Source organism: Bradyrhizobium sp. 197, assembly GCF_023073375.1.
Taxonomy (GTDB): Bacteria; Pseudomonadota; Alphaproteobacteria; order Rhizobiales; family Xanthobacteraceae; genus Bradyrhizobium.
Window position 1 is genome coordinate 41,123 of sequence record NZ_JADPJJ010000068.1, and the last position, 13,145, is coordinate 54,267.

10 protein-coding genes are annotated in these 13,145 nt (G+C 65.2%); 4 read left to right on the forward strand and 6 right to left on the reverse strand.

Features of this window, described 5'->3' with window-relative positions; genetic code table 11:
• Nucleotides 1-65: 65 nt before the first annotated feature.
• From IVB27_RS15700 to IVB27_RS15710, 3 genes are all read left to right on the forward strand, one after another.
• Nucleotides 66-1,934: an extracellular solute-binding protein gene (locus tag IVB27_RS15700; protein ID WP_247444391.1), complete on the forward strand. Its 1,869-nt coding sequence runs from the start codon at nucleotides 66-68 to the stop codon at nucleotides 1,932-1,934.
• 4 nt (nucleotides 1,935-1,938) lie between these two features.
• A complete protein-coding gene (locus tag IVB27_RS15705) occupies nucleotides 1,939-3,441 on the forward strand; it encodes an AMP-binding protein (RefSeq protein WP_247444384.1) in 1,503 nt (500 codons plus the stop codon).
• Between the two features lie 85 nt (nucleotides 3,442-3,526).
• Nucleotides 3,527-4,750: a GGDEF domain-containing protein gene (locus tag IVB27_RS15710; RefSeq protein ID WP_247444385.1), complete on the forward strand. Its 1,224-nt coding sequence runs from the start codon at nucleotides 3,527-3,529 to the stop codon at nucleotides 4,748-4,750.
• Nucleotides 4,751-4,817: 67 nt separating this feature from the next.
• On the opposite strand, the gene IVB27_RS15715 is transcribed toward IVB27_RS15710, so the two are convergent.
• From IVB27_RS15715 to IVB27_RS15730, 5 genes are all read right to left on the reverse strand, one after another.
• Complete coding sequence (locus tag IVB27_RS15715) at nucleotides 4,818-5,054, reverse strand: hypothetical protein (RefSeq protein WP_247346852.1); 237 nt, start codon at nucleotides 5,052-5,054, stop codon at nucleotides 4,818-4,820.
• A gap of 76 nt (nucleotides 5,055-5,130) precedes the next feature.
• On the reverse strand, nucleotides 5,131-5,259 hold the full coding sequence (locus IVB27_RS42980; protein ID WP_256467602.1) for a hypothetical protein: 129 nt from the start codon (nucleotides 5,257-5,259) through the stop codon (nucleotides 5,131-5,133).
• 216 nt (nucleotides 5,260-5,475) lie between these two features.
• Nucleotides 5,476-5,685, reverse strand: coding sequence for a cold-shock protein (locus IVB27_RS15720; RefSeq protein WP_247346851.1), 210 nt, complete (start codon nucleotides 5,683-5,685; stop codon nucleotides 5,476-5,478).
• 248 nt (nucleotides 5,686-5,933) lie between these two features.
• Entirely contained in the window at nucleotides 5,934-9,452 is a 3,519-nt protein-coding gene (mfd, locus tag IVB27_RS15725; protein WP_247444386.1) for a transcription-repair coupling factor, read from the reverse strand.
• Nucleotides 9,449-9,739: an FAD assembly factor SdhE gene (locus tag IVB27_RS15730; RefSeq protein WP_247346849.1), complete on the reverse strand. Its 291-nt coding sequence runs from the start codon at nucleotides 9,737-9,739 to the stop codon at nucleotides 9,449-9,451. The genes mfd and IVB27_RS15730 overlap by 4 nt, the downstream gene beginning before the upstream one ends.
• Before the next feature lie 183 nt (nucleotides 9,740-9,922).
• On the opposite strand from IVB27_RS15730, the gene recG reads away from it, so the two are divergent.
• Nucleotides 9,923-12,031 (forward strand): ATP-dependent DNA helicase RecG, encoded by a 2,109-nt coding sequence (gene recG / locus IVB27_RS15735; protein ID WP_247444387.1) that lies wholly within the window; start codon nucleotides 9,923-9,925, stop codon nucleotides 12,029-12,031.
• On the opposite strand, the gene panE is transcribed toward recG, so the two are convergent.
• Entirely contained in the window at nucleotides 12,028-12,957 is a 930-nt protein-coding gene (gene panE, locus IVB27_RS15740) for a 2-dehydropantoate 2-reductase (RefSeq protein WP_247444388.1), read from the reverse strand. The two genes, recG and panE, sit on opposite strands and share 4 nt — an antisense overlap.
• Nucleotides 12,958-13,145: the final 188 nt, after the last annotated feature.

A 13,145-nucleotide genomic window follows, 5' to 3' on the forward strand; every position in this document is an offset into this window, starting at 1 on the left:
GCGTCCCCGGGAAATTCCCTGTGATAGGATTCAGGCCCCGCCGGTCCTCGAATCAACGTGTGCAGATGTTCATGTTCCAGCGCCTTATGGAGGGCCGTCTTGAAGGTCTGTGCGTCCGCCTCTGCGTCCTGGCTTTCGCCTTGGGGCTGCCGTTCGCCTTGGGATTCCCGGCAAGCGGCGCAGGGGCCGAGGAAGCCCACGCCATTGCCATGCACGGCGAGCCGGCGATGCCTGCCGATTTCACCCACATGCCCTACGTCAATCCTGATGCCCCCAAGGGTGGCCGGCTGACCTGGGGCGTTCTCGGCACCTTCGACAGCCTCAATCCCTTCATCGTCAAGGGACTGGCCGTGCAGCAGATGCGGAACTACGTGGTCGAGAGCCTGCTCGCGCGCGGCAATGACGAGCCGTTCACGCTCTACGGCCTGCTCGCCAGATCGGTCGAGACCGACGACGAGCGGAGCTTTGTCACGTTCCACATCGATCCCCGGGCCCGCTTCTCCGACGGCAAGCCGCTGCGCGCCGAGGACGTGCTGTTCTCTTGGCAGCTGCTGCGCGACCACGGCCGCCCCAACCACCGGCAATATTACAGCAAGATCGCAAGTGCCGAGGCACCAGATCCTCTCACCGTGCGCTTCGATCTCGCGGGGGCCAACGACCGCGAACTGCCGCTGATCCTCGGCCTGATGCCGATCCTGCCGAAGCATGCGGTCGATGTCGCGGCATTCGAGGAGACGACGCTGACGGGCCCGGTCGGCTCCGGCCCCTATCGCGTCACCGCCGTGAAGCCCGGCGCCAGCGTGACGCTCACCCGCAATCCCGATTATTGGGGCCGCGACCTCGCCATCAATCGCGGGCTCTATAATTTCGACGAGATCAGGCTCGACTATTTTCGCGAGGCCAACGGCCAGTTCGAAGCGTTCAAACGCGGCCTCTATGATTTCCGCATTGAGCACGAGCCGTTGCGCTGGCACAACGGCTACGATTTTCCCGCGGCGAAAAGCGGCGAAGTGATCCGCGACACCATCAAGCCGGGCGTGCCGCAACCTTCCGAATTTCTGGTGTTCAACACGAGGCGTCCCGTCTTCGCCGACATACGGGTGCGCCAGGCGCTGACGCTGCTGTTCGATTTCGAGCTGGTCAACCGCAACTACTTCTTCAACCTCTACTCGCGCGTCGCCGGCTATTTTGCCGGCTCGGACCTCTCGGCGTATGGCAAGCCTGCGGATGCGCGCGAGCGGGAGTTGCTCGAGCCGTTCGCCGCGCAGATCCCGCCAGACGTCCTGGACGGCAGCTACCGCCTGCCGGTGACCGACGGCTCCGGGCGCGACCGGACGACGCTGCGCGCGGCCCTGAAGCTGTTGTCGGAGGCCGGCTACGATCTCCACGGCACGCTGCTTCGCAATCGCGCGACCAAGGCGCCCTTCACCTTCGAGATTTTGGTCACGACCCGCGACCAGGAGCGCATCGCGCTTGCCTTCCAACGGGACCTCAAGCGCGCCGGCATCGAGCCGAGCGTGCGCTCGGTCGATCCCGTCCAGTTCGACCAGCGCCGGCTCTCTTACGAATTCGACATGATCCAGAATCGCTGGGACCAGTCGTTGTCGCCCGGCAACGAGCAATATTTCTACTGGGGGAGCGCTGCCGCCGACCATCCGGGCACCCGCAACTACATGGGTGCCAGGGATCCCGCGGTCGATGCCATGATCGCGGCGCTGCTGGAGGCCCGTGAACATACGGATTTCGCATCCGCGGTGCGAGCGCTCGATCGCGCTTTGATGTCCGGTTTCTATACAATCCCCCTGTTTAACGTATCCGAGCAATGGATCGCGCGCTGGAATCGGATAGAACGGCCAAAGGCCACATCGCTGTCCGGCTACCTGCCGGAGACGTGGTGGTCGAAGGGGCAGCCGCAAGCTGATCAAGCAAAGTGACGCAGTGAACCAGCCAACCGTATCGCCGACGCTCGACACGCTGTTTCAGCGCACGCTGACGCGGCAGCCGCATGCGCTCGCTCTGCTCGACCCCCTGAACAAGTTCCGGGTGACCGGGCACCAGCCGCGGCGTATGAGCTATGCCGAGGCTGACACGGCCATCGAGGCGCTGTCGGCCTATTTCGTCGAATCGGGCCTGCCGGCCAATTCCGTCGTCGCGATCCAGTTGCCGAATACGGTCGAGTTCGTGCTCACGGTGCTTGCCGCCCATCGCGCCGGCCTGGTCGTCGCCGTGCTGCCGCTGCTCTGGCGCCATGCCGAACTGACCGCCGCCCTGAACCGCACCGCGGCGCGCGCCATCGTCACCATGAGCACGGTCGACGGCGTCAGCTATGCCGATCTCGCAATGCATGCGGCCGCCGAAGCCTTCTCGATCCGCCATGTCTGCGGTTTCGGCACCGACCTGCCCGAAGGCATGGCCTCGCTCGACGATGTACTGGCCCGGACGCCCGGCACCGCGCGTACCGTGATCCAGGATGGCCGCAAGGCGGCGATGATCTCCTTCGACGTTACCGCGGAAGGCTTTCGTCCGGTGCCGCGTCCGCATTTCAGCCTGATCGCCGCCGGGCTCGCGATGTCGCTGGAAGCCGACATCAAGCAGGGCGCGACCGTGATGGCGGCATTCACGCCGATGTCGTTTGCCGGCCTCGCCTCCTCGCTTGCGGTGTGGCTGCTGTGCGGCGGCGCGCTGGCGCTGCATCATCCGTTCGAGAATGACGTGCTGGAGCAGCAGATCAACGAGCACGAATGCGACGTGCTGATCGCGCCGGCGCAGTTTGCCCAGCGGCTCGGCGATTCCGATATGGCGGCGCGGATGCCCACCTTGCGCAATGTCATCGGCCTGTGGCGCGCCCCCGAGCAAGTGGCGGCGAGCGAGGCCTGGATCGCGGCGCATGCACCGTTCACGGACGTCTATCTGTTCGGCGAGGCCGGATTGTTCGGCGCTCGGCGTGGCGAGGACGGCATGCCAGTGCCGGTGATGCCGGGACCGCACGGTGCGCCGCGCGAGCAGTCGGGCTCGTCGATCGCCGGCGAGATTCTGCTGACGCCGAAAGGCACGCTCGGCCTGCGCGGCCCAATGGTGCCGATCGCGGCGTACGCCCCGCCGCCGCCGGTCGGCGACACCCTGATCGCGCAGCCCCCACGCGACTATGTCGACACCGGCTATGCCGCGCGGCTCGACCGCCCCAGCGGGGCGATCTGCATCACCGCGCCGCCCTCCGGCATCATGGCCGTCGGCGGCTACCGCTTCCTCTCCAACGACCTACAGGAATGGGCGCGCCGGCTCGGCCAGGGCGCCCTCCTCACCGCGCTGCCCGACCGGCTCTCCGGTCACCGGCTGGCGGGCCGGGCCCAGGACAATGCCCGCGCCCGCGAAGCGCTCAACGAACTCGGGCTTAACCCCCTGATGGTCGAAGCTTTTCGCGACCGTTCCGGGCCGGTCTAGGCGCAGTTTCGACTAATCCATTGACGCTGCATTAAGGCGGGCGGACTAGATTGCGCAGCATTGATTGCATGATCAGAGTTGCTCGATGTCCCAGGCTGGCCCGATCCTGTTTGTGTCCAACGTCGAGCGGCCGGCCTTCATTGCGACGCTGGACGAGGCGCGATTCTTCCCTGTGGTCGACACCGGCTGGGCCGGCGCGGCGCGCGCGGTCGAAGAGCTGCAGCCGGCCATGGTTCTCGCCGCGATGCATGCCGGGCACGAGCCGCATCTGGCGCCGCTCGCCAGGAAGATCGCGGAGCAATCGCCTTACCTTCCCTTCGTGGCCCTGGACGCGGCGGGCGCGCTCCCGCACAACGCCCTGCCCTTCTCATCGCGCGGCGGCCATTCCGACCGCCTGATCGCGCGGCTTCGCGCCGCGCTACGCATTCGCACACTTCATGCCACGGTGTTGCGCCGGCTGCCGGAAGTGAAAGTCGCGCTGCCGGAGGCCGACCCCGCACGTGATGCCACGGTGCTCCTGATCGGCCGCGGCGCGGCTTACCCTGCGCTCTCTGTCGCGCTCGGCGAGCGCGTCGGGGTCGTCGGCGCGCTCTCGATCGAGGCCGCGGCCAAACATCTCAACACCCGCGACCTCGACGGCGTCGTGCTGGCCGAGGGTTTCACAGCCCGCGTGACGGATGCCTTCCTCACGGTGCTCGCCGAGGATACTCGGTTCCGCAGCCTGCCCGTGATCCTGACTGCGCACCAGCTGACGCAGACTTACGATCTGCCCAATCTCGAGCTGATCCCGGGCGACCCGGCGAAAGTCGCCGCCAACGCGCTGCCCTTGATCCGCCAGCACGCGATGGAAGCGCAACTGAGCCGCACGCTGCGCTCGATAGATGCCGGCGGCTGGCTCGACCCGCGCAGCGGCCTGCTCACGGTGGAAGCTTTTGCCCGCGATTTCGCCAAAGCGGTCGAGCAGACGCTGGCCCGCGGCGGCGGCCTCTCGGTCGCGCGCTTCGCCTTCGACCCCGGCAATTCCCGCGCCCAGCTCGATGCCGCCCGCATTCTCAGCCGCCTGATGAGGCAGATGGATTTTGGCGCGGCACAGAAGGACGGTTCGGTCATCGTCGCGTTCGCGGAAACCGACTTCCGCACCGCCCACATGATCGCCCGCCGCCTCTCCGCGGTGATGCGGCACACGTCGAACGGCAAGCACGAGATGCGCAGCGATCCCGTGGTCTCGGTGGACTCGCTGTCGCCGTCGGATACGGCAAGGTCGCTGCTCGGGCGGCTGTCCGCCGACGCGTCCCGCGCCGCGTCGTAGAGCACGAGCAGCCTCGGTTCGCTGATCTCATGCCCTTTTTGAACGTTCGCCGTAGAGCTCGGGCTGTTCAGGCCATCATGAGCTTGATCTGACCGTCTTCAAAGCTTCCCATCGCGAGAGCGTCGCGAGCCATCTTGTCGATGGCTGGCCAATTCGCGAGAAGATATCTCTGTGCCTGCAATTTCGTCGGGAAGGTGGTTTGCAAAATGCAGCTCTGTCGAGCGTTCCCATTCGCGATCTGAAAGGATACGGCTTGGGGGCCTTCAATGGTCTCTTGTTCGGTGGGTTCGGGAAGCTTGCGCATACTGCTCCTGCGTAGAATTTTTCGAATGAATTCGCTTGATATCTGCGGGTTCAGCGAACCGGCGGAATGACCACATCTAGTCGACGCAGGCGGTCCCAGTGGCGATCGTCTTGGCCTTCGCCAGGCGCTTCGGCCTATGCTCGAGGCGGGGCTGCGTGTTGCGGACGGCCTCGGTCAGCATCTGGCGGAGCTCAGCCTTCGTCATGGGAGCTTGCCGCGCGCTCGACTTCTGCCAGTTTGCCATGCCCCTTATATGGGGATGCTCGCGCTAAACGCCACTATTCTCCCCGGAGTATGATCGGGCCCCTCTGCATACGGGGTCATAAAAAACCCGCGGCCGGTGAACCGGTCGCGGGTCGTAAGAACCAGAGGCTCTGCCAGTACATCCGTGGTCAAAGCGACATAGCACTAATCGCGCAGCTTACACAGCGCGCAGATCCTCAGCAGCAGACTTGCCGGTCCGGCGGTCTGCAACGACTTCAAAAGAAACCTTCTGCCCCTCGTTGAGGGTGTTCATGCCGGCGCGTTCAACGGCGCTGATGTGAACGAAGACATCCTGGCTGCCCTCGTCCGGCTGAATAAATCCGAAGCCCTTTTGGCTGTTAAACCACTTCACAGTTCCCGTCGTCATGGGGGTCGTCCTTTAAGATAGATAAGCGTTTGGCCGCGCTCAGAAGCGCGGTCTGTGTCGTCGAGATCTGGAGGGAGAGTCGTCAGTCAGGCGCGCTTTTCAGCGGCGAGGCCAAGTCGTTCGGCCGAAACTCGATAAAATGAACGTAACTACGGTTCGGTCATTCCGCAAGTGGGCACACGTCGCTGTTTTGATCAGGGTGCGGAGCATCGTTTCGCGCTACGCCGCCTCCGGAAACGCCACAGGCCCTACGCCGCCTTCTTGCTGTGCGCGAGCTGCGCCAGCTGCCGCATGATCTCCGTGGTGCCGGCGAGACGCTCTTCCGGCGTTTCCCAATCCTGCAGGAACACCACCTTCATGTCGGGCCGCACCTTCGCGGCCTGGCCGTGGCTGCGGATGAACGTCACCAGGCGATCGGGATGGGCAAAGGAATTGTCGCGGAAGGCGATGACGGCGCCCTTCGGGCCGGCATCGATCTTCCCGACATTGGCCTGGCGGCAGAATGCCTTGATCGCGGCGACCTTGAACAGATAGCGCACCTCGTCCGGCAGCACGCCGAAACGATCGCGCATCTCGGCGCCAAAGTTCTCGATCTCCTCCTCGCTGTCGAGATCGGCGAGGCGCCGGTAGAGCGACAACCGCACCGAGAGATCGCCGACATAATCCTCTGGAATGAGCACGGGCATGCCGATCGTGATCGAGGGCGACCAGCGGTCGGCCGCGGGCTCGGAGACGCCGGCCTTGAGGTTGACGATCGCCTCTTCGAGCATCGACTGGTAGAGTTCGAAGCCGACTTCCTTGATGTGGCCGGACTGCTGCTCGCCCAGGATATTGCCGGCGCCGCGGATATCGAGGTCGTGCGAGGCGAGCTGGAAGCCCGCGCCTAGCGTCTCCAGCGATTGCAGCACGGTGAGGCGACGCTCGGCCTGCGCGGTGATCTTCTGCTGCGCCGGCAGCGTGAACAGCGCATACGCCCGCAGCTTGGAGCGTCCGACCCGGCCGCGGAGCTGATAGAGTTGGGCCAGGCCGAACATGTCGGCGCGATGCACGATCAGCGTGTTGGCATTGGGGATGTCGAGGCCGGATTCCACGATCGTGGTCGACAGCAGGATGTCGAACTTGCCGTCGTAGAACGCGGTCATGATGTCCTCGATCACGGCGGGCGGCATCTGCCCGTGCGCGACCGCGACCTTCATCTCCGGCACGTTCTTGTCGAGGAAATCCTTGACCTCGGCGAGGTCGTCGATGCGCGGCGCCACGTAGAACGCCTGGCCGCCGCGATAGCGTTCGCGCAGCAACGCCTCGCGGATCATCAAGGGATCGTGCGGGGCGACGAAGGTGCGGACCGCAAGGCGGTCGACTGGGGGCGAAGCGATGATCGAGAGCTCGCGCACGCCAGTCAGCGCCAATTGGAGCGTACGCGGGATTGGTGTCGCCGACAGCGTCAGCACGTGCACCTCGGCGCGGAGCTGCTTCAGCCGTTCCTTGTGGGTGACGCCGAAGTGTTGCTCTTCGTCGACAATAAGCAGGCCGAGGTCGCGGAACTTGATCGATTTGCTGAGCAGCGCATGGGTGCCGACGACGATGTCGACCGAGCCGTCGGTGAGACCGTTCTTGACCAGGTTGAGCTGCTTGGTCGGTACCAGCCGCGAGGCCTGCGCGACCTGCACCGGAAACCCCTTGAAACGCTCGGTGAACGTCTTGTGGTGCTGGCGAGCGAGCAGCGTGGTCGGCACCACGACCGCGACCTGCTTGCCTTCGAGCGCGACGGCAAAGGCGGCACGGAGCGCGACTTCCGTCTTGCCGAAGCCGACGTCGCCGCAGATCAGCCGGTCCATGGGACGGCCGAGTTCGAGGTCTTTTAGGGTGGATTCGATCGCGCCAAGCTGGTCCTCGGTCTCGTCATAGGGGAAGCGCGCGCAGAACTCGTCATAGAGGCCGGGTTGCACCGGCAGCTTTGGCGCTTCGTGCAGATGCCGCTCCGCGGCGATCTTGATCAGCTCGCCTGCGATCTCGCGGATGCGGTTCTTCAGCTTGGCCTTGCGCGTCTGCCAGCCCGAGCCGCCGAGGCGGTCGAGTTCGACCGTGGTCTGGTCGGAGCCGTAGCGCGACAGCAGCTCGATGTTCTCGACCGGCAGGAACAGCTTTGTCTCGGCGGCATAATGCAGCTCGAGGCAGTCATGCGGCGCCCCGGCGACGTCGAGCGTCTGCAGGCCGATGAAGCGGCCGATACCGTGATCGACGTGGACGACGATGTCGCCGGCGGCAAGGCTCGTCACCTCCGAGATGAAATTGTCGAGCTTGCGGCTCGCCTTGCGCGGCCGCACCAGACGGTCGCCAAGGATGTCCTGCTCGCTGATGAGCGCGATCTCGTCGGTCTCGAAACCGCTTTCGAGGCCGAGCACAGCGAGCATGGTCTCGTTGCGCGGGGTCGCCTGCACCGTGCGCCAACTGTTGACGCTGGTGGTGTGGGTCAGCTTGTGGTCGCGCAGCATCGAAATCATGCGGTCGCGCGAGCCTTCGCTCCACAGCGCGATCACGACCTTCTTGCGCTGGGCGTGCAGCGCCATCACGTGACTGACGACGGATTCGAACACATTGACGGTGGTGTCGTTGCGTTCGGGCGCGAAGTCTCGGCCCTTACGCGCACCGGCATCGACGACACTCGTACCATCAGCCGGAACCGAAAACTGCGTCAGCCGCACCAGCGGCATGTCGCCTTCGCGCCTGGTCCATTCCTCGTCGGTCAAATAGAGCCTGTCAGGCGGCAGCGGCTTGTAGATGGCGCCGCCGCCCGGATGCTCCATCGCATCGCGGCGGGCCTGGTAATAGTCGAGGATCTGCTTGAAGCGCTCGCGGACGGCGTCCTCGGCCTGCGGCTCGATCGCGACGGCCGCGCCTTGCAGATAGTCGAACAGCGTGTCCATCCGGTCCTGGAACAGCGGCAGCCAGTGCTCCATGCCGGGATGGCGGCGGCCCTCGCTGACGGCCTCGTACAGCGCATCGTCGCGCTCGGGCGCGCCGAATTCGGCGACATAGCCCATGCGGAAGCGGCGGATGGTGTCGGTGACCAACTGGAATTCGGAGATCGGAACGAGGTCGAGTGCGCGCATGTCCAGCAGCGTGCGCTGGGTCTCGGCGTCGAAGGTGCGGATCGATTCCAGGCTGTCGCCGAAGAAGTCGAAACGCACGGGCTGGTCGAGACCGGCCGGAAACAGGTCCAAAATGCCGCCGCGCACGGCGTATTCGCCGGGCTCGCGCACGGTCGAGGAGCGGTTGTAGCCGTTGTGCTCGAGCCAGGCGATGATGGTGTTCATCGGCACGACGTTGCCGGGCGCGACCGACAGCGCCTGCGCCGCGACGAGATCGCGCGAGGGCACGCGCTGCACGGCGGCATTCACCGTAGTCAGCACAATCAGCGGCTTGTCGCTGCCGGTCAGGGACGCCAGCCGTGCCAGCGTGGTCAGGCGCTGGGCGAGGACGCCGCCATGCGGCGAGACGCGGTCATAGGGCTGGCAGTCCCAGGCCGGGAAGGTCAGCACCGGCAGATCGGGCGCGAAGAATTGCAGCGCCCGTTCGAGCTGCTGCATCCGCGGCCCGTCGCGGCAGATCACCGCGAGACTGACGGCCGGCTTCTTCGGCCGCGCCGCGATGGCGCGCGCGAGATCGGAGACGACGAGACCCTCGGCGCCCTCGGCGACATTGGCAAGCGTCAGCGCGCGGCCGGGCGTGAGCAGCTCGGCCGGAGATTTCATCCCCTGCTTCATACGTCGCTGTCCGCGATCGGGTAGGCCTTGATGCGGGCAAACAGCGCGCCGGTGACATCAGCCGGCAGCACCTTGTCGCCGATAATGGCGGCATAGAGATCGGGATCGTTGACCTCGAGCAGGATCTCGAGCTGCGTCAGTTCGTCATCGGACAGATTGCCGATCTCGGCATCCGCGAAGCGGCCGAGAATAAGGTCCATCTCGCGCGTGCCGCGGTGCCAGCAGCGGAACAGAAGCCGCTTGCGGCGGTCGTCCAGGCCGTTGCTCGATCGTGTCGTGCCCGTCATGTCTTTATTCCAGTCAAACGCCGAAAGCCCGGACGTGCCGGGCGGGGGTGGTATAGCCACTCGGACCGTCCATGTCAGCCCTCGATTTATCATGGCCCGCTGCCCGCGCGGGGATGCGAAAAAGACGTGGATGCCTTACATAAAGCCGGGCATGACGGGTCGAAACGATCCTAGATTCGCCTGATGCGCCCCAGCCTGCTCAATCCGCTGTTTGCCCCCGTGACCAGCCTGCCCGGCGTCGGTCCGAAGCAGGACAAGCTGCTGCAGTACCTGCTCAGCCGCAACGAGACGCCGCGGCTGGTCGATCTGTTGCTGCATTTGCCGAGCCAGGTCATCGACCGCCGCGCGCGGCCGAAGATTCGCGACGCCGTTCAGGGAACCATGGTGACGCTGGAGGTCACCGTCGACCGCCACCGCCCGCCTCCGCCCCGCAATGCGCGCGCGCCCTACCTCGTCCACGCCAGCGACGACACGGGCGACGTCGTGCTGACCTTCTTCCGAGCCAAGCCAGGCTTTGTCGAAAAGCTGCTGCCGGTGGGCGAGAAGCGCTACGTCTCGGGCACGCTGCAGATGTATGACGGCATCCCGCAGATCGTGCATCCCGACCGGGTGCTGGACGAGGAGGCGGTTTCAAAACTCTCGGGCATCGATCCGGTCTATCCGCTGACGGAAGGGCTGGCGCTCGGCTCGCTGCGTCGCGCGGTCGCGCAGGCCCTGCAGAAGCTGCCGGCGCTGCCGGAATGGATCAGCCCCGAGGTGCTGCGCCGCTGCAGCTTCCCGCCGATCGCTGAGGCGCTCACCCGCGTGCATCAGCCGATCGAACTCACCGACATTCTGCCTGACCAGCCGTTCTGGTCGCGCCTCGCCTTCGACGAACTCCTGGCCGGACAACTCGCGCTCGCCCTGATTCGCGCGCAATTGCGCCGCCCGGCCGGCGTGCGCAACGCCGGCGACGGGCACCTCCGCAACAAGATCATCGACGCCCTGCCCTATGCGCTGACAATCTCCCAGCGCGATGCCGCGGCGGCCATCGCCGAGGATCTGCAACAACCGGTGCGCATGCTGCGCCTGCTGCAGGGCGACGTCGGCTCGGGCAAGACCGTGGTCGCGCTGCTGGCCGCCGCCGCCGTCACGGAGGTCGGCAAGCAGGCGGCGCTAATGGCGCCGACCGAAATTTTGGCGCGCCAGCACATCAAGACCATCGCCCCGCTCGCCGAGCGCGCGGGAATGCGGGTCGCGATCCTCACCGGCCGCGAAAAGGGCAAGGAGCGGCGGGAGCTGCTGGCACAACTCGAAGCCGGCGAGATCGACCTGCTGGTCGGCACCCACGCGTTGATCCAGGACGATGTGATCTTCAACGACCTCGCGCTTGCCATCGTCGACGAGCAGCATCGTTTTGGCGTGCGCGAGCGGCTGGCGCTGACGTCAAAGGGCGCAGCCGTCGACGTGCTGGTGCTGAGCGCCACGCCGATCCCGCGCACGCTGGTGCTGACCTATTTCGGCGACATGGACATCAGCGAATTGCGCGAAAAGCCGGCCGGCCGCCAGCCGATCGAAACCCGCACCATATCGATGAGCCGTATCGAGGAGGTCACCGATAGCATCGGCCGCGCGCTTCTATCAGGCAAACTGGTCTACTGGATCTGCCCGCTGGTCGAGGAGTCCGAGGCCGAGGGCACTGAACACCTGACCAATGCGACCAAGCGTTTCGAAAGCCTGCAAAAGCGGTTTGGCGACCGCGTCGGCCTCGTCCACGGCCAGATGAAGGGTACCGAGAAGGACCGCGTGATGGGCCAATTCGCCGCCCACGAGATCGGCCTGCTGGTCGCGACCACCGTCGTCGAGGTCGGCGTCAACGTGCCGGCGGCGACGATCATGGTCATCGAAAACGCCGAACGCTTTGGTCTCGCCCAGCTCCATCAATTGCGCGGCCGTATCGGCCGCGGCTCGGAGGCCTCGACCTGTCTCCTGCTCTACTCCGAGCCGCTCGGCGAGATGTCGAAGGCGCGGCTGAAGGTGATCCGCGAGACCACTGACGGTTTTCGGATCGCCGAGGAGGATTTGAAGCTACGCGGCGAAGGCGACGTGCTTGGCGTGCGCCAGAGCGGCCTGCCTGGCTACCGCATCGCCCGCCCGGAGGTGCACGGCCAGCTCATCACGCAGGCCCGCGACGAGGCGCTCCGTATCCTGAAGGACGATCCCAAGCTCAAGGGCAAGCGCGGCGAGGCACTGCGATGCCTGCTGTATCTCTACGAGCGGGACGAGGCGATCCCGCTGATCGGGGCGGGTTAGCTGGCCGCTCTCTGCCGCCCAACCTCGTAGGCCGCCACATGCGCGCGCGCTAAATTCAATAGCGGCGTATCGATACCCAGCGCACGGGCCCGGTTGGCCATATCGCCAAGGATATGTTCCGCCTCCGTCGCGGAGCCGCGCTCGATGTCCCGCAGCATCGACGCCTTGAGCGGAGAGGTCGCCGTTGTGAAAAGCTTCCGATCGAACTCGATGAACGGCGCTCGTGGCTCAAAACCTGAGGCCGTCGCCACGGCACAGCATTCCGCGAACAGACGGAAGATGGACTCCTCGCCCTTCGGCACCGTCAGAATGTCTCCGATGCTTGCACGCATCAGGCAGGTGATGCCGGCGAGCGTGCTCAGCTGGACGAATTTCTCCCACATGTCCTGTATGATCGATTCGCTGGCGCGCACGTCGATACCAGGGATCTGGAGCAGTGACTGCAGCGCGAGCACGCGCTCACTGAACGATCCCTCGATCTCACCGAATACGATGGTCTGATTGGCCATGAACTGAACGACACGACCATCCGCATCGAGCCCGGCACTGACGTTCGCGAGCCCGCCGAGGACGTGCGCGGCGCCGAACCGCGAAGTCAGGGCGTCGATATGCTTCAACCCGTTGAGGATCGGCATAATCATCGTGTTGGCGCCAACGGCCGGCGAAAACTGGCTCATCGCGTCATCGAGCGAATAGGATTTTACGCCGACGAGCACGACGTCAAAGGGGTCCTTGAGATCGTTTGCGAGGACCAGCTTCGGCTGTACGGCAAAGTCGCCGTGCGGGCTCACGATCCTCAATCCATCGCGCCGCAATTGCTCCGCCCGCCCGGACCGAACCAGGAAGGTCACGTCAGCGCCCGCTCGGACCAGGCAAGCTCCGTAATAGCCTCCGAGCGCTCCCGCGCCGATCACCAGCACTCTCATTCGAACTCCCATTGCAGAGTGACCGCTTCCGCAGAAATAATAACAGATGAACCTCGCGACGTCTCCTCCTCGTCATTGCTCCTTGTCTAGTAACTGCCCAGGTCCGTTTGCTCGGTTAGGCGACGCTGAGTTTGTGGATGAGTTGTGTGGGGCATCGGGACAATGTTTCGAGCATGTTCCATCCGCGC